The sequence below is a fragment of the Streptomyces sp. NPDC107522 genome (genome assembly GCF_055657525.1).
The window spans coordinates 284,429-306,315 of record NZ_JBVKAU010000001.1; the positions used below are offsets into that span (position 1 = coordinate 284,429).

Below are 21,887 nucleotides of genomic sequence, written 5' to 3' on the forward strand. Positions count from 1 at the left end.
GGCGAAACCCGGAGGTGAGGGGGACGCCATGGGGTCATCCGTAGTGCGCGTGACGGCGATCGCCAGTCTGACACCGCTCGAAGAGCTGGACGCCGACCCCTTCCTGGTGGACTCCCGCAGCCAGCACGCGATGTGCGCGCACTGGGCCGCCGAGCACGGGTACGTCGTCGCCCGCGAGCTCCTGGTACGCCGGTTGCGTCCGGACCACAGCGTCCTGTGGGAGGGCGTCCGCCCCGGCCTCGACCTGTTCGTGGCACCCAGCCGGAGAGTCCTCGAGAGCGCGCTGTCGTCCGTCGAGGAGTTCACTGCGGAGTGCGCCCGGCGCGGGGTGCGGGTGGAGACGGTGGGGCGGGCGGAACCGCTGTACGACGCCCAGATGAAGGCCCGGGTACACCGGAGACTGTCGATGCCGACGGCGGGCTACGACGGGCGCTGACGAGCGCGGCCGCGGTGCCTGCCTCGGAATTCCTCGCCCCCGCCGCCCCTACCCGTCCCGTCCCTGGGGGCTGCCGCCCCCAGACCCCCGCTTCGGCTCTGAAGGGGCCTCGTCCTCAAACGCCGGACGGGCTGGTTAGTCAGCCCCTCCGGCGTTTGAGGAGCGGGGGTCCAGGGGGCGGAGCCCCCTGGCGGGGTCGAAGGGGCGGAGCCCCTTCGAGGATGGGACGGGTAGGGGCGGCGGGGGCGAGAAAACCAAGGCCCAAGTCCGGTCCCGGCCGCTGTCCGAGCCGTATGCCACGCTGGGGGCCTGAAGGCTCGTTCGGGGCGGCGAGCCGGGACGTGAGGTGGCTGGGCGTGCGTGGACGGCGTTGGCGGCGGGCCGCTAGTCAGGTCGGGCGGAGCATCACCGTGTGGGCGGTCTCCACCGTCACCATGCTCGTGCTCGCCGGCATCCTCCCCGACTTCCAGCTCCAGTCGGCGGACGGCGACAGCGCCACCCGTATCGCCATCACCGCGGCCCTCGGCGCCGGCGCGTTCGGCCTGCTCTCCGCGCTCGTCTGGCCCCTCCTCGTACGGCTCCTGCTCCTGGTGCCCGCCTTGGTGCTCGGCACGCTGGTCTTCTTCCTCAACGGCTCGCTGCTCATCATCGCCCTGCGCCTCGTCCCCTCCGGCGACAGCGAGGCCGCCCCGGAGACCGCCGTCATCGTCGCCGCCGTGATGTCCGCCGTCGCCTCCGGCACCGGTGCCGCCCTGGCCGTACGCGACGACGACGCGTACCGGCGCCGCCTGTACCGTCTCGCCGACCGACGCCGCAGGGCCCTGCCACCCGGCCCGTCCAGCCCCGGCACCGTCTTCATCCAGCTCGACGGCGTCGGCCACGACGTCCTCCTCGACGCCGTAGGCAAGGACCTGATGCCCACCGTCGCCCGCTGGCTCGGCAACGGCACCGGCAACAACAACACCGGCAACGCCACGGGAGACGGCGCCCACCCCACGCCGCACCGCCCAACCCACCGGCTCACCCCCTGGCGCACCGACTGGTCCAGCCAGACCGGCGCCAGCCAGCTCGGCATCCTGCACGGCAGCAACCACGACGTCCCCGCCTTCCGCTGGTACGAGAAGGCCGCCCGCGAGGTCATGGTCTGCAACCGCCCCACCAGCGCCGCCGAACTGCAGCGCCGCGCCATCGAGCGCACCGGCGACGGCGGACTGCTCACCGCCGACGGCGCCAGCCGCGGCAACCTCTTCAGCGGCGGCGCCGACGAGCAGGCCCTCGTGCTGTCCATCGCGACCCGACGGCGCGGCCGGGAGAACCGCTCCCGGGCCGGCTACTTCGCCTACTTCTCCGACCCGGCCAACGCCGTACGCACCGCGCTGTCCTTCATCGCCGAGGTCGGCCGCGAGATCGGCCAGTCCACCCGGGCCCGCGCCCGCAAGACCCGGCCGAGGGTCTCCCGCGGCGGTCTCTACCCGTTCGTGCGCGCCTTCGCGACCGTCGTCGAACGGGACGTCGTGGTCGCCGCGGTGATGGGCGACATGCTCGCCGGCCGCACCTCCGTCTACGCCGACCTCGTGGCGTACGACGAAGTGGCCCACCACTCCGGACCGTTCAGCCGCGACGCCGAGAAGGTCCTCGAGCGCCTCGACCGGGCGCTGGCGTTGATCGAGAACGTGGCCGAGCACGCCCCGCGGCCGTACCGCATCGTCGTGCTGTCGGACCACGGCCAGAGCCCCGGCGAGACCTTCCGCGCCCGCTACGGCCTCGGCCTCGGCGAACTGGTGCGGGCCGGCTGCGGGCTGCCCGTGCCGCGCAAGGCGCAGCGCACCCACAGCGGGGCCGAGGCCCGTGCGGCGGTCCGCGCGGCGCTGCGCATCCCCGTCGAGGAGGGCGGGGAGCGGCACCGCCCCTCACGCCGCAGCTCCGAGCCGATCGTGCTGGCCTCCGGCAACCTCGGCCTGGTCTCCTTCCCGGACGTGCCGCACCGGATGACCAAGGAGGAGATCGACGCCCGCCACCCGGCCCTGCTCACCACCCTCGCCAACCATCCCGGGGTCGGGTTCCTGCTGGTGCGCAGCGAGCGGCACGGCGCAGTCGTGCTCGGCGCGTACGGTGCCGAGATACCCCTGGACCGACTGGACGACGAGCCGGGGCCGTTGGAGGTCTTCGGGCCGGGTGCCGCCGACGCCGTACGCCGTACGCACTCGTTCCCCAACGCCGCCGACATCATGGTCAACTCCGCGTACGACCCGGCCGACGGCGAGGTCCTCGCCTTCGAGGAGCAGATCGGCTCGCACGGCGGACTCGGTGGCGCGCAGGGCAAGGCGTTCCTGCTGTCGCCGCTCGCCTTCTCGGCGCCGGCCCACGACGGGGAGGAGGTCGCCGGCGCCGAGCACGTGCACCGGGTGCTGCGCCGCTGGTTGCGGGAGTCGGACGGGCCTCAGGTGCCGTTGACGCGGCGTGAGGACCAGCGGGCGGCCTGATGACCCGGTGGGGGGCGCCGCTCCTTCGTACCCCCATGAACGAAGGAGCGGCCTTCACGGACGACCGTGGTTCAACGTGTCACCACCGGGTGGCATTGCCCAGGGCACATTCCGGTCAACCGGAAAATGGGCTGCGCCTCACTCGACCGGCACAGAAACTGTTCGTATCGGGCGTCGCACACCTGCGCGCCCTTCTCGAACATCCCAAGGAGTAGCTGCTGTGCAGGCAGCCGTTACCGTCACGCCCGCCCATATCCCCGAACTGCTTCTCGGCCTCGCCACCGTGCGGCCGGTCTTCATCTGGGGCGCCCCCGGCATCGGAAAGTCCTCCCTCGTCAGGGACTTCGCCGAGTCGCTGGGACTGGAGTGCGTGAGCCTGCTCGGCACCCAGCTCGCGCCCGAGGACCTGATCGGCGTCCCGCAGATCCGCGAGGGACGGTCGGTGTTCTGCCCGCCGGAGGCGATCGCCCGCGACGAGCCGTACTGCCTGTTCCTCGACGAGCTGAACGCGGCCACCCCGGATGTGCAGAAGGCGTTCTACTCGCTGATCCTGGACCGCCGTATCGGCAACTACGAACTGCCGAAGGGATCCATCGTCATCGGCGCCGGCAACCGTGCCACCGACAACGCCCTCGCCCGCCCCATCGCCTCCGCCCTCGTCAACCGTCTCACCCATGTCCACCTGGAGGCTTCCGCCAAGGACTGGCTGACCTGGGCCGCGAACAACGGCATCCACCCGTGGATCCTGGACCACCTCACCGACCGGCCCGACCACCTGTGGTCCAAGCCGCCGAAGACCGAGGAGCCGTTCTCCACGCCCCGCTCCTGGCACATGCTCTCCGACGCGCTGCACTCCTTCGGCCGCGACCTCGACGAGGAGACGCTCAAGGTGCTCGCGCACGGCACGCTGACGCCCGCCCACGCCACCGCGTTCTGCGGCTACGTCAAGATCGTGCGCAGCCAGTTCGGCATCGAGGCGATCATCAAGGGCGACGCCCGCTGGCCGCACCGCATGGAGGACCGCGACCTGCTCTACTACCTCGCCGAGTCCTTCCGCGGGCGGCTCATCAAGGAACTGCCCGTCAGCAAGGAGCACATGTCGGCGAACGGGCGGCAGACCGCGTACCGCGCGAAGTCGCTGCTGGTGCAGCTCGCGGAGATCTCCGTGGAGGTCGCCCAGAGCGTCATCGCCTCCGACGCCGACGGCAACCCGGTGCTGCCGTCGTGGTTCCTGGTGGAGGCGGCGCGGGACATGCCGCGTCTGGTGAAGGCGCGGCGATGAGCCGCGACCAGGGCAAGGGACAGAAGAAGGGCGATCTCGCCACCCGGGCGTTCGCCGAAGGACTGCGGCTGCTCCGTGCCAACCCCGCGCTCGCGACCGTCGAGTTCGGCATCTGCCGTCACGAGGACTGCGAGGAGGCGCCCCGCGACGGGCTCGTCCGCGTCGACTCCGACGGCGACCTGCACATCCACCCCGACCGCTTCGCCGAACCCGCCGTCTGGGCCTGGACGCTCGCGCACGCCGTGCTGCACCTCGGCTTCGGACACGTACCGGCGGCGAAGGGAGGGCGCGAGCAGCCCGACCGGTACGACATCGCCGCCCGCTGCGTCGTCGTCAACCGCTTCCTGCTCTCGTTCCCCATGGGGCAGACCCCGGAGCATCTCCCGCTGTCGTACCCGGACGGCGACGAGGAGCAGCTCGCCGCGCGCTGGCGCCGCCACGGCATCCCGGCCGGGTACGAGCGCTGCGGCACCGCGGGCGACGACCCCGACCAGCTGCTCGTGGAGTGGACGGGCTGGTTGGGGTCGCCACCGGACCACCAGCTGGCCTTCGCCACCGCCCTGACCCGCACGGTCTCCACCGCGATGGACATGGCGGGCGGCCGCCGCGATTCCATGGACGGCGAGCCGGTCAAGAAGCGGCCCTGGCAGTGGGCGCTGGAGTGGTTCATCACCTCCTACCCGCTGCTCGGCGGCATCGCGGCCGGCATCAAGCTGGTCGCCGACGCCGAACTCGCCCGCGCGCACGGCATCTCCGTCGCCGCCGTCAACGCCGAGGCCGGCGAGATCTACATCAACCCGCTGCGGACCTTCGAGGCCGAGGAGTGGCGGTTCATCCTCGCCCACGAGATGCTGCACGCCGCCCTGCGCCACGGGGACCGCTGCGGCACCCGCGACCCGTACCTGTTCAACGTCGCCTGCGACTACGTCATCAACGGCTGGCTCCGCGAGATGCAGGTCGGCGAGATGCCCCAAGGGCTGCTGTACGACGCGCAGTTCACCGGCCTGTCCGCCGAGGAGGTGTACGACCGGATCGCCGGTGACCTGCGCCGGATGCGCCGGCTCGCCACCCTTCGGGGCAAGGGCGTCGGCGATGTCCTGGGCGCGCCGCTGGGCCCGCCCGGCGACTACTGCGACCTCGACGAGTTCTACCGCCGGGGCCTGGCGCACGGCCTGGACCTGCACCAGCAGCAGGAGCGCGGCTTCCTGCCCGGCGGCCTGGTCCAGGAGATCCGCGCGCTCAGCCATCCGCCGCTGCCCTGGGACGCCCGACTGGCCCGCTGGTTCGACGAGTTCGTGCCGCGCCCCGAGCCGGTACGGACGTATGCCCGTCCCTCGCGCCGCCAGTCGTCGACGCCCGACATCCCGCGCGCGGGCCGCTGGTTCCCGCCCGAGGAGGTCGCCCGCTGCACCTTCGGCGTCGTCCTGGACACCTCCGGCTCCATGGGAGCCGTCCTGCTCGGCAAGGCGCTGGGCGCGATCGCCTCCTACGCCGCGGCCCGGGACGTACCGGCGGCGCGGGTGGTGTTCTGCGACGCGGCACCGCACGACGCGGGATATGTGCCGGTCACGGAGATCGCGGGGCGGGTGCGGGTGCACGGGCGGGGCGGTACGGTCCTGCAGCCCGGGATCGACCTGCTGCAGCGCGCGGACGACTTTCCGCCGGGTGCGCCGGTCCTGGTCATCACGGACGGCTGGTGCGATGTCCTGCGGGTGCGGCGCGAGCACGCGTACCTGATTCCACAGGGCCGTCGTCTGCCGTTCACCCCGCGTGGGCCGGTCTTCCGGGTGCAATGAGGACGAGTGTGATCGGATGGGGGACACGGAACCCGGACACGGGACCTCACCGTAAGCATGCGAAGGGATTCAACGTGGCAACCACGCGCTCCGCACACACCGTGTGGGAAGGAAACCTGTTCAAGGGCAATGGCGTCGTCTCCTTCGACTCCTCCGGCAGCATCGCCCAGCAGCCGGTGACGTGGGCGTCGCGCGCCGAGGAGGCGAACGGCAAGACCAGCCCGGAGGAGCTGATCGCCGCCGCCCACTCCAGCTGCTACTCCATGGCCTTCTCGAACATCCTCGACAAGGCCGGCAACCCGCCGACCAAGCTGGTCACCTCCGCCGACGTGACCTTCCAGCCCGGCGAGGGCATCACCGGCATCCACATCACCGTGGAGGGCACGGTTCCGGGCCTGTCCGAGGAGGACTTCCTCGCCAAGGCGGAGGAGGCCAAGGTGGGCTGCCCGGTCAGCCAGGCGCTGAAGGCGGTACCGATCACGCTGTCGGCCAAGCTCACCTGAGGCAGCGGGCCTGAGCGCTCGCTCAGGCCCCGTTTGGCACCCTTCCGCCGGGTCACTCGCCCCATTGACAAGAACCCACTCAAGTTTTGTGCTGGAGTTCGAAGGGGTGCCCTGGCGGAAGGGGACAACGATGGCACGCGCGGTCGGGATCGATCTCGGGACCACGAACTCGGTGGTGGCCGTCCTGGAGGGCGGCGAACCCACTGTCGTCGCCAACGCGGAGGGGGCCAGGACCACACCGTCGGTCGTGGCCTTCGCCAAGAACGGCGAGGTCCTCGTGGGTGAGGTGGCCAAGCGGCAGGCGGTGACGAACGTCGAGCGCACCGCCCGCTCCGTGAAGCGGCACATGGGCGACGCCCACTGGCGCTTCCCCGAGCAGGGCGACATCGACGGCACCCGCTACCGGGCGCAGGAACTGTCCGCCCGGGTGCTGCAGAAGCTGAAGCGGGACGCCGAGTCCTACCTCGGCGAGGACGTCACCGACGCGGTGATCACCGTCCCCGCCTACTTCGACGACGCACAGCGGCAGGCCACCAAGGAGGCCGGGGAGATCGCGGGCCTGAAGGTCCTGAGGATCATCAACGAGCCCACGGCCGCCGCCCTCGCCTACGGCCTCGACCGGGGTGAGGAGCAGACCGTCCTCGTCTTCGACCTCGGCGGCGGCACCTTCGACGTCTCGCTGCTGGAGATCGGCGACGGCGTCATCGAGGTCAAGGCCACCAACGGCGACACGCACCTGGGCGGCGACGACTGGGACCAGCGGATCGTCGAGCACCTCGTCAAGAAGTTCAAAGGCCAGTACGGCATCGACCTCGGCAACGACAAGATGGCGCTGCAGCGGCTGCGCGAGGGCGCCGAGAAGGCCAAGATCGAACTGTCCAGCTCCTCCGAGACGACGATCAACCTGCCCTACATCACCGCGTCCGCCGAGGGCCCCCTCCACCTCGACGAGAAGATGACCCGCGCCCAGTTCCAGGAGCTCACCGCCGACCTCCTCGACCGCTGCAAGACCCCCTTCCACCAGGCCGTCAAGGACGCCGGCATCAAACTCTCCGCGGTCGACCACGTCATCCTCGTAGGCGGCTCCACCCGGATGCCCGCCGTCACCGACCTGGTGAAGGAACTCACCGGCAAGGACCCGCACAAGGGCGTCAACCCCGACGAGGTCGTGGCCGTCGGCGCGGCCCTCCAGGCGGGCGTCATCCGCGGCGACGTCAAGGACGTCCTGCTGCTCGACGTCACCCCGCTGTCCCTCGGCATCGAGACGAAGGGCGGCATCATGACGAAGCTCATCGAGCGCAACACGACCATTCCCACCCGGCGTTCGGAGATCTTCACCACCGCCACCGACAACCAGCCCTCCGTCGGCATCCAGGTCTACCAGGGCGAACGTGAGATCGCGGCGTACAACAAGAAGCTCGGCGTCTTCGACCTCACCGGTCTGCCGCCCGCACCGCGCGGGGTGCCGCAGATCGAGGTCGCGTTCGACATCGACGCCAACGGGATCATGCACGTCTCCGCCAAGGACCTCGCCACCGGCCGCGAGCAGAAGATGACGGTCACCGGCGGCTCGGCCCTCCCGAAGGACGACATCGACCGCATGATGCGGGAGGCCGAGCAGTACGCCGAGGAGGACCGCAAGCGGCGCGAGGCCGCCGAGACCCGCAACCAGGCCGAACAGCTCGTCTACCAGACCGAGAAGTTCATCCGCGACAACGAGGACAAGGTCCCGGCGGACACCAAGTCGGAGGTGGAGTCGGCGGTCACGGAGCTGAAGCAGCTACTGGAGCAGAACGCCGAGACGAGCGCCCTGCGCACCGGCATCGAGAAACTCGCCACCGTCAGCCAGAAGATGGGCCAGGCGATGTACGCCCAGACCCAGCAGACCCCGACGGACAGCGCCACCGGCACGGGCACCGAGCAGACCGCATCGCAGGACGACGAGGGCGTGGTGGACGCGGAGATCGTCGACGACGAGAAGGACCAGAAGGGAGGGGCGGCCTAGAGGCGGCGGCCGCCTAGGATCCGGCGCGCTCCCGGCCCCGCTTGTCCGGCCGCGGCCCCAGCTCCCTGGGGTCGCGGCTGCGGTACACCACATACGGCCGGAACAGATACTGCACCGGCGCGCTGAACATGTGCACCAGCCGGGTGTACGGCACCAGCGCGATCAGCACCATGCCGATCACCGTGTGCACCTCGTACAGCACCGGCACGCCCGCCATGCGGTCGACGTCCGGCTGGAGGGTGAACAGGCTGCGGGCCCAAGGGGCGATCGACTGCCGGTAGTCGTAGCCGTCGCCGGAGGCGTGGGACAGCTTGGCCACCATGCCCATCACGATCGCCGCGAGCAGGACGACGTACATGAGCTTGTCGTTGGCAGTCGTCGCGCGGAACACGGGGGCGTTGGTGCGGCGCCGGTAGATCAGCAGCACGATCCCGGCGACCGTGAGCACACCGGCCGCCGTGCCGCCGTAGAGGGAGAACAGGTGGTAGGTGTGCTCGCTCACGCCCATCGCGTCCGTCCAGGACCCCGGGACGAACAGGCCCACCACATGGCCGGCCAACACGAACAGGATGCCGTAGTGGAAGGCGGGCGAGCCGATGTTCAGCAGCTTCGACTCGTACACCTGCGACGAGCGCGTGGTCCAGCCGAACCGGTCGTAGCGGTGACGCCAGACGAGTCCCGCGACGAGCAGGGCGAAGGTGACGTACGGCAGGACGCCCCAGAGGAGTGTGGTCATCAGCGCACCTCGGTGTGTGCGGTCGGCAGTGTGGCGCATACGGCGTCCAGGACGGACGCGTACGGTGTACCGAAGTCGGTGAGCCGGGAGCGGAGCTGTTCCAGGGCGTCCCGGTGTTCCAGCAGCAGCTCGCTGTTGCCGGTGCGGGCCGTGAACTCCAGTACCGCGGGCAGGAAGTCGGGCAGCTCCTCGCCGGTGCACTCCAGCCCGTGCGCGCGGTAGATGTCCTTGAAGCGGACCAGCGACATGCCGCGCCGCCGGGTGTCCCCGTCGCGCCACCAGCTCAGGTACAGGCTGTGGCGGTCGGTGAAGTCGAAGACCTCGACGTAGTGCGCTGCCAGTTCCCGCGGGGGCGTGACCGCCGCGTGGTCGGTGAACTCCCGTAGCTGCGGGGCGGCTTCGCGCAGCAGCGGCAGGCGGGTGCGGAAGTCGTCGTCGGGGTAGGTCAGGCAGAGCGCGGCCGCCTGGTAGAGCACTTCGAAGGAGGGCATCAGGCCTCCTCGGTCTCGGGGGTGTGGGTCACGGCGGCCGGGTCGGTGTCGTCCGCGGTCTGCCGTCTGCGCAGGGCGTGGAAGTTCTCGACCGGCACCAGGGGCAGCAGCTTGCGGCCCGAGTCCCGGCCGAAGGGGCCGTCCCCGCCCATCCCGGGCCCGCCGTCGAAGTCGAGGCTGCACCCCTGCGGGAGCGCCGACTCCTCCAGGTGCCGGGCGTCCCCGACGGCCGCCGTCGGAATCACGTACCGGTCCTCGTACTTGGCGATCGCCAGCAGCCGGTACATCTGCTCGATCTCGTAGACCCCCATGCCCACGGCGGCCGGCACCGAGGCATCCGGCTCCTCGCCGAGGTTGATCGCCCGCATGTGGGCGCGCATCGCGGCGAGCCTCTCCAGCGCGGACCGGACCGGGGCGACGTCACCCGCGGTGAACAGCTCCGCCAGGTACTCCAGCGGGATGCGCAGGCTGTCGATCGCACCGAACAGGTTCTGCGCGTCCTCCCCGTCGTGCCCGGTCTCGGTCAGCGCGTCCACCACCGGGGAGAGCGGCGGGATGTACCAGACCATCGGCATCGTCCGGTACTCCGGATGCAGCGGGAGCGCCACCCGGTACCTGCTGATCAGCGCGTGCACGGGGGAGCGGCGGGCCGCCTCCAGCCAGTCGTCCGGGATCCCCGCCTCCTCGCACGCCCGCCGCACCCCGGAGTCCTCGGGATCGAGGAAGACACCCAACTGCGCCTCGTACAGGTCTTGTTCGTCCCGGACCGATGCGGCGGCCGTCACCTTGTCGGCGTCGTACAGCACCACCCCGAGATAGCGCAGCCGCCCCACGCACGTCTCCGAGCAGACCGTCGGCATGCCGACCTCGATGCGCGGATAGCACAGCGTGCACTTCTCGGCCTTGCCGGTGCGGTGGTTGAAGTAGACCTTCTTGTACGGGCATCCCGTCACGCACATCCGCCAGCCCCGGCACCGGTCCTGGTCGACGAGGACGATGCCGTCCTCCGCCCGCTTGTACATCGCGCCGGAGGGGCACGAGGCCACACAGGACGGGTTGAGGCAGTGCTCGCAGATGCGCGGCAGATAGAACATGAAGGTCTGCTCGAACTCGAACCGCACCTTGTCCGAGGCGTGCCGGCGCGCCCGCTCGACCATCGGGTCCAGGTCGCCGTACGCCGGGGCGCCCGCGAGGTTGTCGTCCCAGTTCGACGACCACTCGATCTTCATCGGTTTGCCGTCGAGCTGCGATATCGGCTCAGCGACCGGGAAGTCGTCGCCCAGCGGGGCGTCGGTGAGGTTCTTGTAGTCGTACGTCCAGGGCTCGTAGTAGTCCTTGATCTCCGGGAGTTCGGGGTTGGAGAAGATCCCGGCGAGCTTGCGCAGCCGCCCGCCCGCCTTCAGCTTCAGCGCGCCGCGCCGGTTCAGCTCCCAGCCGCCGCGCCAGCGCTCCTGGTCCTCGTAGCGGCGCGGATAGCCCTGGCCGGGGCGGGTCTCGACGTTGTTGAACCAGACGTACTCCATGCCGCGCCGGTTGGTCCACGCCTGCTTGCAGGTGACCGAGCAGGTGTGGCAGCCGATGCACTTGTCGAGGTTCATCACCATCGCTATCTGGGCCATGGGGCGCATCAGTACTCGACCTCCTGGCTGCGGCGGCGGATCACCGTCACCTCGTCGCGCTGGTTGCCCGTCGGGCCCAGGTAGTTGAACGCCCAGGACAGCTGGGCGTAGCCGCCGACGAGGTGGGACGGCTTGAGGATCAGCCGGGTCAGCGAGTTGTGGATGCCGCCGCGCCTGCCGGTGGTCTCGGTCTTCGGGACGGCGATCGTGCGTTCCTGTGCGTGGTGCATGTAGACCGTGCCGGGCGGCATACGGTGCGAGACGACGGCCCGGGCGACGACCACGCCGTTGCGGTTGACGGCCTCGACCCAGTCGTTGTCGCCGACGCCGATCGCGTCGGCGTCCTGCGGGGACATCCAGATGTTCTGGCCGCCGCGGGAGAGCGCCAGCATGAACAGGTTGTCCTGGTACTCGGAGTGGATGGACCACTTGTTGTGCGGGGTGAGGCAACGCACCGTCACCTCCCGCTGCCCGTCCGGGCCGAGCCGCGGTTCCCCGAACAGCTTGTTCATGTCCAGCGGCGGCCGGTAGACCGGGAGCGCCTCGCCGAGCTCGTGGATCCAGTCGTGGTCGAGGAAGAAGTGCTGGCGGCCGGTGAGGGTGTGCCAGGGCTTGAGGTGCTCGGTGTTGAGCGTGAAGGCCGTGTAGCGCCGGCCGCCTGCCTCGCTGCCCGACCACTCGGGCGAGGTGATCACCGGCACGGGCGCCGCCTGGGTGTCCGCGTACGTGATCCGCTTGCCCTCGTGCTCGGCGGCCAGATGCGCCATCTCCTGCCCGGTGCGGGTCTGAAGGGTGCGGAAGCCCTGGGTGGCGAGGCGGCCGTTGGTGGTGCCGGAGAGGGCGAGGATGGTGTTCGCCGCCTTCACGGCCGTGTCGAGCAAGGGGCGGCCGTCGGATGTGACGCCGTTCAGCAGCCGGAGGTCCTCGACCTCCACGTCCGGCTTGAGCGTGATGCCCTTGGCGGGCAGACCGAGCTGCTCCACCAGCGGACCGAGTGCCGTGAACTTGGCGCCGATCGCCGTGTAGTCCCGCTCCACGACGGTGAGGTTCGGCATGGTCCGCCCGGGCACGGGTGCGCACTCCCGGCGCTTCCAGTCCAGGACGACCCCGCCCGGCTGGGCGGTCTCGCCCGGGGTGTCGTGCTGGAGCGGAGTCGCCACCAGGTCCTTGCGTACGCCCAGATGACCGACGGCGAGTTCGCTGAGCCGCTCGGCCAGCGCCTTGAAAGTGTCGAAGTCGGTGCGCGCCTGCCACGGCGGATCCACGGCCGGGGTGAAGGAGTGCACATAGGGGTGCATGTCCGTGCTGGACAGGTCGTGCTTCTCGTACCAGGTCGCGGCGGGCAGGACGACGTCCGACAGCAGCGTGGACGAGGTCTGCCGGAAGTCCAGCGACAGCAGCAGATCGAGCTTGCCCTCGGGTGCCTCGTCGCGCCAGGTCACCTCCTGCGGCCGTACGTCCTCGGGTGCCTCCTCGGCCCGCAGGGACGAGTGCGTGCCCAGCAGGTGCCGGGTGAAGTACTCGGCGCCCTTCGCCGACGAGCCGAACAGGTTGGCCCGCCACAAGGTCAGCACCCGCGGCCAGTTCTCCGGCGCGTCGGGGTCCTCGCAGGCGAACTTCAAGGTTCCCGCCCGCAGTTCGGCCACCACCCGCGCCACCGGATCGCCGAACACTTCGCCCAGCTCCAGCGGATTGCGGTCGAAGGTCGGATACGACGGCATCCACCCCGCACGTGCCGACAGCGCCAGGCAGTCCGCGCCCGTCATCCCCCGGAACCGGCCCGCACCGAGCGGCGAGGCGAGCACGTCGGCCGTGAACCGGTCGTAGCGCCACTGGTCGGTGTTGAGGTACCAGTACGCCGTGCCGATCATCTGGCGCGGCGGTCGTGACCAGTCCGACGCGGCCGCGAGCGTCGCCCAGCCGGTCACCGGACGGCACTTCTCCTGGCCCACGTAGTGCGCCCAGCCGCCGCCGTTTCGGCCCTGGCAGCCGGTGAGCTGGAGCAGGGCGAGGAAGGCGCGGTAGATCGTCTCCGAGTGGAACCAGTGGTTGGTGCCGGCGCCCATCAGGATCATGCAGCGGCCGTGAGACTGCTCGGCGGTCCGCGCGAACTCCCTCGCGATCCGCACGCACTTCGCCGCCGGGACGGAGGTGTGCGCCTCCTGCCAGGCGGGCGTGCCGGGCGCGTCCGCGTCGTCGTACGACTCCGGCCAGCGGCCCGGCAGCCCGGGCCGCCCGACCCCGTACTGGGCGAGCAGCAGGTCGAAGACCGTCGTCACCAGCGGCCCGCGCGCACCGCCGAGCTTGGTCGCCGGAACACCACGCCGTGCGACGTCCCCGCGTCCCTGCCCGTGCGCCCCGCCCTCGGTGTCGAACCGGGGCAGCAGCACCTCCACACCGGCGGCGACCTCACTGCCGTACAGACTCAACTTCGGTCGCACGTCACCGAGTTCGAGGTTCCACCGGCCTTTCCCGGACTCGGTCCAGCGGAAGCCCAGCGAGCCGTTCGGGACGACCGCGCGGCCCGACACCTCGTCCAGCACCACCGTCTTCCACTCGGCGCCCTCGCCCTCCTGGCCGAGGTCCGAGGCGCGCAGGAACTTCGCCGGGACGTGGGCGCCGTCCCGTTCCTCCAGGGTGACAAGGAAGGGCAGATCGGTGAACTTCCTTACGTAGTCCGCGAAGAAGGGTGTCTCGCGGTCGACGAAGAACTCCTTGAGGACGACGTGGCCCATGGCCAGCGCCAGTGCGCCGTCCGTGCCCGGGTGCGGGTGGAGCCACTCGTCGGCGAACTTGGCGTTGTCGGCGTAGTCCGGGGCGACCACCACGACCTTCTGGCCCCGGTAGCGGGCCTCCGCCGTCCAGTGCGCGTCGGGGGTGCGGGTGACCGGGACGTTCGAGCCCCACATCAGCAGGTACGCCGCGTCCCACCAGTCGCCGGACTCCGGCACGTCGGTCTGGTCGCCGAAGACCTGCGGGGAGGCCACGGGCAGGTCGGCGTACCAGTCGTAGAACGACAGCATCGGGGCGCCGATCAGGGAGTGGAAGCGGGCGCCCGCCGCGTGCGACACCATCGACATCGCGGGGATGGGGGAGAAACCGGCGATGCGGTCGGGGCCGTACGTCTTGATGGTGTGCACGTGCGCGGCGGCGACCAGCTCGATCGCCTCGTCCCAACTCGCCCGCACCAGACCGCCCTTGCCACGGGCCCGCTGGTAGCGGCGGCGGCGTTCGGGGTCGTTCTGGACGTCCGCCCAGGCGGCGACGGGATCCTGTAGACGGTTTTTTGCCTCCCGGTACATCTCCAGCAGAACACCGCGGACATACGGGTAGCGGACCCGGGTGGGGGAGTAGGTGTACCAGGAGAAGGCGGCGCCGCGGGGGCAGCCGCGGGGCTCGTACTCGGGGCGGTCCGGGCCGACCGACGGGTAGTCCGTCGCCTGCGTCTCCCAGGTGATGATGCCGTCCTTGACGTACACCTTCCAGCGGCAGGAGCCCGTGCAGTTCACGCCGTGCGTGGAGTTCACGATCTTGTCGTGGCTCCACCGGTCCCGGTAGAACGTGTCCGCCTCGCGCCCGCCGGTCAGCTCGACGCTGTGCAGATCGGACGCGGGCGTGCCCGGCCGGAAGAACCTGCCGGCCTTCAGCAGCGCAGCGCCCGGCTCGGCCGGCGACTCGGCGGGCGGACCGTCGGGCGTGTCGGCGGGCGAGGTGGGCGGTATCCGCGTGTCGGTCACAGGCGCTCCCTTGCTTGCCCCAGGGCCCATCTGGCACATTCCCGCCTGCCCCGCGGCGTCTGGCACGCACGCTCGCCGCGTTGCCGAACCGCCCACGTGGCTCCGCCACGAGGGCGCTCCGGCGCCTTGCGATCGCACGCACCAGACACCGCGGGACCCGTCCTCCGGGCGGACGACGGGAATGTGCCAGACGGGCCCTAGTCCCGAACCTAGGGCGGAGCGCGGGAGCGCACCCCTTCACGGCACCCGTACGGGTCCCCGCACAGCCTCCGTACGGGTCAGGGCTTGCGGGCGACCCCCGCGTACACCGGCACGATGCCCTCCGCCTGGGCCGCCACGTCCTCCGGCTCCGGACGCCAGCCGTAGACGGGGATGACGCCCGGTCCGAGCAGCTCGAGGCCCTCGAAGAAGCGGGAGAACTCGGGCAGCGACCGGGGGAAGAAGGGCGTGCCGCTGCGCCGGAACTGGTTCGCCGCCTTCTCGATGGCCTCCGGGCTGAGGTCCGGGGTGACCTGGGACAGGATCAGGTAGCTGCCCGGGGCGAGCGCGGCGACGTACTTCTGGAGCAGGCCGTACACGTCGTCGCCGTCGGGGTCGTCGCCCAGATAGTGGGTGAGCGCGACCAGGGACAGCGCGACCGGAGCGCCGAAGTCCAGGGATTCGCCGGCCCGGCCCAGCAGGGCGTCGATGTCCCGGACGTCGGCGTGCACGTAGTCCGTGCTGCCCTCGGCGGTGCCGTGCAGCAGGGCCTCCGCGTGCCGCAGCACGATCGGGTCGTTGTCGGCGTACACGACCCTGGACTCCGGGGCCACGCCCTGCGCCACCTGGTGCAGGTTGGGCTCGGTGGGGATGCCCGTGCCGATGTCCAGGAACTGGCGTATCCCGGCCTCGGCGGCCGTGCGCACCGCCCGGTGCATGAACCGGCGGTTGGCGCGCGCCCCGCGTAAGACCGTGCCGTCCACGGCGAGGATCTTCCGGGCCAGTTCCTCGTCCACCGGGTAGTTGTCCTTGCCGCCGAGCCACCAGTCGTAGACGCGGGCGGGGTGCGGCCGGCTGGTGTCGACGCGGGGCGGTGCGGCTTCGGATCCGGTCATGGGGGTGTTCTCCTCGGGGCTCGGTTGCCGTCGTGGTCAGGTCGTCGGCGGTCGCCGGGAAGGTTGCCGTACGCCAGTCAGCGGTCGTCGCGGCTCAGCGGTCATCGCCACCCGGCGGTAGCGGTTCAGAAATCGTCGCGGTGCTCCCGCAGGATCTTCTTCGTGCGCTCGGCCGACGCGGCGGCCGTCGACATGTGGTCCAGGACCTCCAGGTGCGTGGCGACCTCCGTGCGGGAGTCCAGGTACAGGGCGCCGGTCAGATACTCCGTGTAGACCATGTCGGGCAGTTCTGGCTCGGCGAAACGGAACAGCGTGAACGGCGCGTACGTCCCCGGGTGCGGGCCGGACGCGAACTCGGCGATCTGCAACGTCACCCGGTCGCGCTCGGCGAACTCCAGGAGCTTGTCCACCTGGTCGCGCATGACCTCGCCGCGGATGCTCACCGGGCGCCGCAGCACCGTCTCGTCCATGATCACCCACAGGTGCGGCGGGTCCGGGCGCTCCAGCAGCCGCTGCCGTTCCATGCGCAGCGACACATGCCGCTCGATGGTCTCCGGCCCCGTCTGCCCGATCGTCCCGGCCTCCATCACGGCACGCGCGTACTCCTCGGTCTGCAGCAGCCCGGGCACGAAGTGCGGCTCGTAGGAACGGATGATGCGGGCGGCGCCCTCCAGGCTCACATACAGGCTGAACCAGTCCGGCAGCACGTCGTGGAACCGCTGCCACCAGCCCGGCTGGTTGGCCTCCTCGGCCAGGGCGACGAACGCGGCCGCGTCGTCCTCGGACAGGCCGTACGTCTCGAGCAGCACCTGTACGTACGGGATCTTCAGCGCGACCTCGGCCGTCTCCATCCGCCGTACGGTCGCCGACGCCACGCGCAGTACGCGTGCGGCCTCGTCGCGCCCCAGGCCCGCTGCCTCCCGCAGCTCCTGAAGGCGCTTTCCGAGGACCACCTGGCCCACGGTGGGGGCCGGTCGCCGCTCACTCACGCCACGCCTCCCCTACGCGCCGAAAGTACGGGGGCAGTGTGCCATGTTCCGGGTGCCGATGGGGTGGCCGGTGTTGTATGCGGTCTGCGGGTTTGTGGGGGCTGGTCGCGCCCACGCGGCGGAGCCGCATGTCGATACAGCCCCGCGCCCCTGGGGCGTCGCCATTACCCGGCAGGTAATCGACCGGGTTGGCCCGGCGCGAGACCGTTGTGTCACCGGGTTCCGGACGGCGCACTCCGTTTCGGAGCCCGGTCCCGTCACCACAACTCGACCTCGACGGAGGGTGATTCACCATGTCCGCCACCTCGCTCGCCGCTCTCGCCCGGACGTCCGACCCGCAGACCGTGCTGCGCCGCTTTCTGGCTCTGGACGCGGTGGTGACCGGGGCGAACGGGATTGCGTACGTCGCCGTCTCCGGCCCGCTGGGTCGCTTTCTCGGTGTCGACTCGACGCTGCTGCTCGGGCTCGGGGCGTTCCTTGCGGTGTACGCGGCCGGCGTCGGCCTGCTCGCCTCCCGGGCCCGGCCCGCCGCGTTCCCGGTGCGTGCCGTGATCGAGGCCAACCTTGCCTGGGCCGCGCTGAGTGTGGTCGCCCTCGCGGTGTGGCTGTCGCCGACGGCGGCGGGCGCGGTGTGGACCGTGCTCCAGGCGCTGACCGTGGCCGGGTTCGCCGGGTTGCAGTACGCGGCGCTGAGGGCACGTCAGGGCATGAGTGACTGAAGGTACTTGACCGTCGCCGGGTCGGCCGGGAGGAGCGTCTCGATGGCCAGCTCGGCGACGGTCACGTCCATCGGGGTGTTGAAGGTGGAGATGGAGGAGATGAAGGACAGGACGCGGCCCTCGTGCTCGATCTGCAACGGCAGCGCGAAATAGGGGACGTCCTCGGCCGGTTCGGTTGCGGTGGTCTCCTCCGGCACCGGGTACGCCGCCACCTCCTCGTACAGCCGACGCAGCGGCTCCGAGCGGTGCAGGGCGATCTGCCGGTCCATCTGCGCGAGCAGATGCCCGCGCCACTCCCGCAGGTTGCGGATGCGCGGCGCGAGACCCTCGGGGTGCAGGGTCAGGCGCATCGCGTTCAGCGGGGGCTCGAGGAGGTGCTCGGGAATGCCGTCGAGCAGCGTCAGGATGCCCCGGTTGGCCGCGTGGACGTTGTACATCGCGTCCACCACGAGCGCCGGGTAGGGCTCGTAGCCCTGGATCAGCCGCTCCATGCCCGCGCGCAGCGCGTCCAGTGCCGGATCGTCCAGCGGGGTCTCCGGGTAGCGCGGGGCGTAACCGGCCGCCAGCAGCAGCGCGTTGCGCTCGCGCACCGGCACGTCCAGGTGCTCGGCCAGCCGCAGCACCATCTCCTCGCTCGGCCGTGACCGGCCCGTCTCGATGAAGCTGATGTGCCGCGCCGAGGAGTCGGCCCGCAGCGCCAACTCCAGCTGGCTGACCCTCCGTTGCTCCCGCCAGGCCCGCAGCAACGGGCCCACGCCCCGGTCGGTGGGGGTGGTGGCGGGCGCAGCGTCTTCGGACGGGACAATGGTCATGAGTACGACCGTAGTCGAGGAGCGCGTGGAATGAACGAGCCGTGGACGTCGTCCCTGGCGGGCGAGGCCGTGTACCGCGCCCGGGTGCGTGGCTGTCTCCTGGGCGGGGCAGTGGGGGACGCCCTCGGCTACCCGATCGAGTTCAGCTCGCTGGAACGGATCCGCGTCGCCCACGGCGACCGCGGGGTGACCGGGCTCCTCTTCCCCGGCGACAGCGACGTGGCCCGGATCAGCGACGACACCCAGATGACCCTCTTCACCGCCGAGGCCCTCATCCAGGCCCACCGGCGCGAGCGGCTCAAGGGCATCGGCGGCGGGTGGGCGCTGCTGGTGCGCTGGGCGTACGAGCGCTGGCTGGAGACCCAGCGCCACCCCGGCCCGGAAGATGCCGCACCGCCGCAGAGCGGCGCCCCCGAAGGCGGCCTCATCACCCAGGCCTGGCTGTACGCCCGCCGTGCCCCGGGCAACGCCTGCGTGTCCGGTATCGCCCAGATGTACGCCCCCGACCCGGCCCTCGCCCTGGACGGCAAGCCCGGCGAGGTCAACCCCGACTCCAAGGGCTGCGGCGCGGTGATGCGCTCGGCCCCCTTCGGCCTGCTGAACCCCGCCGACGCGGCCTTCGCCATGGCCGCCCGCGCCGCCCAGATCACCCACGGCCACCCCACCGGCTACTACGCGGCGGGCGCCCTGGCGGCGATCGTGGCGCACGTCGTCGAGGGTGAGTCCCTGGAAGGCGCGGTCCTGCGCACGCTACGGCTGCTGCGGCGCCACCCCGGTCATGAGGAGACCTCGGCCGCGCTCACCGAGGCCCTCGACCTGGCCGGGCAGGGCTCACCCACCGCCGAAAAGGTCGAGTCCCTGGGGGAAGGCTGGGTCGCCGAGCAGGCCCTCGCCATCGGCGTCTACTGCGCGCTCGTCGCGCCCTCGGTGCGGGAGGCGCTGCTGCTCGCCGTCAACCACTCAGGCGACAGCGACTCCACCGGCTCCGTCTGCGGCAACCTCCTGGGCGCTCGGTACGGCGACCACGGCCTCCCGCACGACTGGGTGGAGCGGGTCGAGGGCCGGGCGCAGATCGCCGCGCTCGCCGACGACCTGGCGGCCGAAAGCGTGCGCCGCTGACCGCCGGGGCACGCGTCTGAGCAGGGCCGCGGCGGCCGGGCTGTGGCACGCTGAAGACCACCCCCCACTTCAGGAAGGAGCGAGGCCCATGCCCCTCGAACCGCTGTCGCAGAAGGAGATCGAGGACCGGCTCGCGGAGCTGCCGGGCTGGTCGCTGGACGGCGACCGCATCGCCCGCTCCTACCGGCTCCCCTCACACTTCGCGGCCACGGCGATGGTCGTGCACATCGCCCAGGTCCAGGAGGAGCTCGACCACCACTCCGACCTCACCCTCGGCTACAACACGGTGTCCCTGACGGTGAACACGCACACCGTCGGCGCCGTGACCGAGCGCGACTTCGCCCTCGCGCAGAAAATCGAGGAGCTCGCCCCGGGCCACGGGGCACACTGACGCGCGTGCTGGACTACGACAAGGAAGCGGAGCGGTACGACGCCTCACGCGGCGGCGAGCCCAGGGCCGAGGCCGCGGCGGAGGCGGTGCTGGCACTCCTGCCGGACGGGACGCGCCGCCTGCTCGACGTCGCCTGCGGCACCGGCATCGTGACACGGCGGCTCGCCGCCGGACGGGACGGCCTGTGCGTGACCGGCGTCGACCTCGCACCCGCCATGGCCCGGCAGGCCGCCGCCCGGCTGCCCGGCGCCGTCGTGCGCGCCGACGGCCGCCGGCTGCCGTTCCCGGGCGGCCGGTTCGACGCCGTGAGCAGCGTGTGGCTGCTGCACCTGGCCCGGACGGACGACGACGTGCGCACCACCGTCGCCGAGTGCGCTCGCGTACTGCGGCCCGGCGGGGTCTACGTCACCACGGTCGACAAGGCCGCCGCGCACAATGTGGGCAGTGACATCGACGCCGTCCTGGCCTCCCGCCCGCGCCGCCCGGCCCGGGACGAGGCGACGCTCGTCGAGTCGTACGCCCTCGACCACGGCCTCGTCCCCGCCGGCCAGACCCGCTTCACAGGTCGCGGCCAGGGCCGCAGCCCCCGCCGCACCATTGCCGACCTGCACCGCGGCTGGTTCGTCACCCTGCCGCCCGGCGGCGCGCTCGCCGACGCGTTCGCCGCCCGTCTGGCGGAACTCCCGGACCAGGACGTGCCCCGGCCCGACCCGGTCTTCACCCTGCGGGCGTTCCGGAAGCCCGAGTGAAGTCCATGGTCCAGTTGGTCAGCCAGGTCTGCCCGCCGTCGATGGAGAACGCCTGCTCCCAGCGAGCCGAGGCGGCGGTGATGCCCGACCAGACGAACCGCACCCGTACGTCCTTGCCGTCGTGGGTGTCGTCGCCGTAGAACTCGCCACGGTCACCCTCGAAACGCCCGATCACCGGCGGGAAGAGCGTGCCGCTACGGCTGGAGGCCCAGTTCAGTGACCACTGCTCGGTCTCCCGGTCGAAGAGCCGCAGCGTCGCTCCCTTCGCCGACAGACGGGGCATGTCGATCTCGTCGACGTTCGCGGCCCCGTCGAACAGCGGCCAGCACCGGTTGGTCGCCGGGAACTCCTCCCAGCCGCTGTCCGGGTCGAGGAAGTCGGTGCGGCGACGGTTGAGAACCTCCCACTCGCCGTGGAAGAAGTCGAAGTCGTGCGGGCTGCTCATGAGCGGTCTCCAGTGGTTCCTTCGGGCAGGGAATCAGCCAAGTAGGCGTCGAGGTCCGGGACTTCGGGCGTGAGCATGTGCCGTACCCAGGCGTCCCGTTCGTGCAGGATCGGCGGGAGTTCCCAGACGCAGCCGATCCACGGCAGGTCGGGTGTGATGAAGTGCGTGGGGTCGTTGTCCGGGCAGCCCAGCACCGGCTGGCCCGCCGACGCGCCCTTGAAATGCAGGACGTTGTCCCATACCCAGCTGTACGCGTTGAGGTAGGCGCCGTCGTCGCCGCCCCGGTGCAGGACGACGAAGGTCGCCGGTGGGGTGCCGTCCGGCTCCGGGAGCAGGTCCGGCAGGATCGCGTACGCCGCCTTCTCGACCTCGGGTGCGATGCCTGCGGGGTCGGCGGTGACGTGGTAGCGCTTGACGTGCCGCCCGGCGACCTCGATCGGCGGGGGCACGGTCAGCAGTTTCTCGCTGAAAGGCATGTCAG

General features: G+C 71.2%; 19 protein-coding genes. 10 read left to right on the forward strand and 9 right to left on the reverse strand.

All coding sequences use genetic code 11. The features are described from left to right. Positions 1 to 28 precede the first annotated feature (28 nt). The 6 genes from ACZ7L6_RS01290 (at position 29) to dnaK (ending at position 8,505) form a co-directional block, all read left to right on the forward strand. Complete coding sequence (locus ACZ7L6_RS01290) at positions 29 to 436, forward strand: hypothetical protein (protein ID WP_398821955.1); 408 nt, start codon at positions 29 to 31, stop codon at positions 434 to 436. Between the two features lie 356 nt (positions 437 to 792). Further along, the gene (locus ACZ7L6_RS01295; protein ID WP_471919868.1) at positions 793 to 2,919 is read left to right on the forward strand and encodes a phage holin family protein; all 2,127 of its coding nucleotides are present in this window, start codon (positions 793 to 795) and stop codon (positions 2,917 to 2,919) included. A 220-nt stretch (positions 2,920 to 3,139) separates the two neighbouring features. After that, positions 3,140 to 4,201: an ATP-binding protein gene (locus ACZ7L6_RS01300; RefSeq protein WP_471919869.1), complete on the forward strand. Its 1,062-nt coding sequence runs from the start codon at positions 3,140 to 3,142 to the stop codon at positions 4,199 to 4,201. Then, positions 4,198 to 5,997, forward strand: coding sequence for a vWA domain-containing protein (locus ACZ7L6_RS01305; RefSeq protein ID WP_471919870.1), 1,800 nt, complete (start codon positions 4,198 to 4,200; stop codon positions 5,995 to 5,997). The genes ACZ7L6_RS01300 and ACZ7L6_RS01305 overlap by 4 nt, the downstream gene beginning before the upstream one ends. A gap of 74 nt (positions 5,998 to 6,071) precedes the next feature. Beyond that, a complete protein-coding gene (locus ACZ7L6_RS01310; RefSeq protein ID WP_471919871.1) occupies positions 6,072 to 6,500 on the forward strand; it encodes an OsmC family protein in 429 nt (142 codons plus the stop codon). Positions 6,501 to 6,630: 130 nt separating this feature from the next. Continuing rightward, positions 6,631 to 8,505 (forward strand): molecular chaperone DnaK, encoded by a 1,875-nt coding sequence (gene dnaK, locus ACZ7L6_RS01315; protein ID WP_471919872.1) that lies wholly within the window; start codon positions 6,631 to 6,633, stop codon positions 8,503 to 8,505. Positions 8,506 to 8,518: 13 nt separating this feature from the next. Here dnaK and narI read toward each other — a convergent pair whose 3' ends face one another. From narI to ACZ7L6_RS01345, 6 genes are all read right to left on the reverse strand, one after another. Continuing rightward, entirely contained in the window at positions 8,519 to 9,241 is a 723-nt protein-coding gene (narI, locus tag ACZ7L6_RS01320) for a respiratory nitrate reductase subunit gamma (protein WP_471919873.1), read from the reverse strand. Then, positions 9,241 to 9,732 carry a nitrate reductase molybdenum cofactor assembly chaperone gene (gene narJ / locus ACZ7L6_RS01325; protein ID WP_471919874.1) on the reverse strand — a complete coding sequence of 164 codons (492 nt, stop codon included), beginning with the start codon at positions 9,730 to 9,732 and terminating at the stop codon, positions 9,241 to 9,243. The genes narI and narJ overlap by 1 nt, the downstream gene beginning before the upstream one ends. Further along, positions 9,732 to 11,360, reverse strand: coding sequence for a nitrate reductase subunit beta (gene narH, locus ACZ7L6_RS01330; protein WP_471919875.1), 1,629 nt, complete (start codon positions 11,358 to 11,360; stop codon positions 9,732 to 9,734). Before narH ends, narJ begins: the two co-directional genes overlap by 1 nt. Further along, positions 11,360 to 15,088 (reverse strand): nitrate reductase subunit alpha, encoded by a 3,729-nt coding sequence (locus tag ACZ7L6_RS01335; protein WP_471919876.1) that lies wholly within the window; start codon positions 15,086 to 15,088, stop codon positions 11,360 to 11,362. The genes narH and ACZ7L6_RS01335 overlap by 1 nt, the downstream gene beginning before the upstream one ends. Positions 15,089 to 15,366: 278 nt before the next feature. Beyond that, a complete protein-coding gene (locus ACZ7L6_RS01340) occupies positions 15,367 to 16,182 on the reverse strand; it encodes an SAM-dependent methyltransferase (protein ID WP_471919877.1) in 816 nt (271 codons plus the stop codon). A 125-nt stretch (positions 16,183 to 16,307) separates the two neighbouring features. Continuing rightward, on the reverse strand, positions 16,308 to 17,171 hold the full coding sequence (locus tag ACZ7L6_RS01345) for a helix-turn-helix domain-containing protein (RefSeq protein WP_471919878.1): 864 nt from the start codon (positions 17,169 to 17,171) through the stop codon (positions 16,308 to 16,310). A gap of 293 nt (positions 17,172 to 17,464) precedes the next feature. On the opposite strand from ACZ7L6_RS01345, the gene ACZ7L6_RS01350 reads away from it, so the two are divergent. Next, positions 17,465 to 17,890 (forward strand): hypothetical protein, encoded by a 426-nt coding sequence (locus ACZ7L6_RS01350; RefSeq protein WP_471919879.1) that lies wholly within the window; start codon positions 17,465 to 17,467, stop codon positions 17,888 to 17,890. On the opposite strand, the gene ACZ7L6_RS01355 is transcribed toward ACZ7L6_RS01350, so the two are convergent. Beyond that, positions 17,872 to 18,702: a helix-turn-helix domain-containing protein gene (locus tag ACZ7L6_RS01355; RefSeq protein ID WP_471919880.1), complete on the reverse strand. Its 831-nt coding sequence runs from the start codon at positions 18,700 to 18,702 to the stop codon at positions 17,872 to 17,874. The two genes, ACZ7L6_RS01350 and ACZ7L6_RS01355, sit on opposite strands and share 19 nt — an antisense overlap. A gap of 30 nt (positions 18,703 to 18,732) precedes the next feature. Here ACZ7L6_RS01355 and ACZ7L6_RS01360 point away from each other — a divergent pair, with 30 nt between their 5' ends. The 3 genes from ACZ7L6_RS01360 to ACZ7L6_RS01370 all read left to right on the forward strand — a co-directional run bounded on the left by ACZ7L6_RS01360 (position 18,733) and on the right by ACZ7L6_RS01370 (position 20,961). Continuing rightward, the gene (locus ACZ7L6_RS01360; protein WP_471919881.1) at positions 18,733 to 19,821 is read left to right on the forward strand and encodes an ADP-ribosylglycohydrolase family protein; all 1,089 of its coding nucleotides are present in this window, start codon (positions 18,733 to 18,735) and stop codon (positions 19,819 to 19,821) included. A gap of 88 nt (positions 19,822 to 19,909) precedes the next feature. Next, a complete protein-coding gene (locus tag ACZ7L6_RS01365) occupies positions 19,910 to 20,212 on the forward strand; it encodes a 4a-hydroxytetrahydrobiopterin dehydratase (protein ID WP_471919882.1) in 303 nt (100 codons plus the stop codon). 5 nt (positions 20,213 to 20,217) lie between these two features. After that, positions 20,218 to 20,961, forward strand: coding sequence for a class I SAM-dependent methyltransferase (locus ACZ7L6_RS01370; RefSeq protein WP_471919883.1), 744 nt, complete (start codon positions 20,218 to 20,220; stop codon positions 20,959 to 20,961). On the opposite strand, the gene ACZ7L6_RS01375 is transcribed toward ACZ7L6_RS01370, so the two are convergent. Together ACZ7L6_RS01375 and ACZ7L6_RS01380 are read right to left on the reverse strand one after the other, a co-directional pair. Then, positions 20,930 to 21,406 (reverse strand): hypothetical protein, encoded by a 477-nt coding sequence (locus tag ACZ7L6_RS01375; RefSeq protein ID WP_471919884.1) that lies wholly within the window; start codon positions 21,404 to 21,406, stop codon positions 20,930 to 20,932. The two genes, ACZ7L6_RS01370 and ACZ7L6_RS01375, sit on opposite strands and share 32 nt — an antisense overlap. Continuing rightward, entirely contained in the window at positions 21,403 to 21,882 is a 480-nt protein-coding gene (locus tag ACZ7L6_RS01380; RefSeq protein ID WP_471919885.1) for a hypothetical protein, read from the reverse strand. Before ACZ7L6_RS01380 ends, ACZ7L6_RS01375 begins: the two co-directional genes overlap by 4 nt. Between the last annotated feature and the right edge of the window lie 5 nt (positions 21,883 to 21,887).

Coding starts and splice junctions, on each gene's coding strand:
- ACZ7L6_RS01290 (WP_398821955.1), top strand. CDS start 29: ATGGGGTCATCCGTAGTGCGCGTGACGGCGATCGCCAGTCTGACACCG.
- ACZ7L6_RS01305 (WP_471919870.1), top strand. CDS start 4,198: ATGAGCCGCGACCAGGGCAAGGGACAGAAGAAGGGCGATCTCGCCACC.
- dnaK (WP_471919872.1), top strand. CDS start 6,631: ATGGCACGCGCGGTCGGGATCGATCTCGGGACCACGAACTCGGTGGTG.
- narI (WP_471919873.1), bottom strand. CDS start 9,241: ATGACCACACTCCTCTGGGGCGTCCTGCCGTACGTCACCTTCGCCCTG.
- narJ (WP_471919874.1), bottom strand. CDS start 9,732: ATGCCCTCCTTCGAAGTGCTCTACCAGGCGGCCGCGCTCTGCCTGACC.
- narH (WP_471919875.1), bottom strand. CDS start 11,360: ATGCGCCCCATGGCCCAGATAGCGATGGTGATGAACCTCGACAAGTGC.
- ACZ7L6_RS01340 (WP_471919877.1), bottom strand. CDS start 16,182: ATGACCGGATCCGAAGCCGCACCGCCCCGCGTCGACACCAGCCGGCCG.
- ACZ7L6_RS01350 (WP_471919879.1), top strand. CDS start 17,465: ATGTCCGCCACCTCGCTCGCCGCTCTCGCCCGGACGTCCGACCCGCAG.
- ACZ7L6_RS01355 (WP_471919880.1), bottom strand. CDS start 18,702: ATGACCATTGTCCCGTCCGAAGACGCTGCGCCCGCCACCACCCCCACC.
- ACZ7L6_RS01360 (WP_471919881.1), top strand. CDS start 18,733: ATGAACGAGCCGTGGACGTCGTCCCTGGCGGGCGAGGCCGTGTACCGC.
- ACZ7L6_RS01365 (WP_471919882.1), top strand. CDS start 19,910: ATGCCCCTCGAACCGCTGTCGCAGAAGGAGATCGAGGACCGGCTCGCG.
- ACZ7L6_RS01375 (WP_471919884.1), bottom strand. CDS start 21,406: ATGAGCAGCCCGCACGACTTCGACTTCTTCCACGGCGAGTGGGAGGTT.
- ACZ7L6_RS01380 (WP_471919885.1), bottom strand. CDS start 21,882: ATGCCTTTCAGCGAGAAACTGCTGACCGTGCCCCCGCCGATCGAGGTC.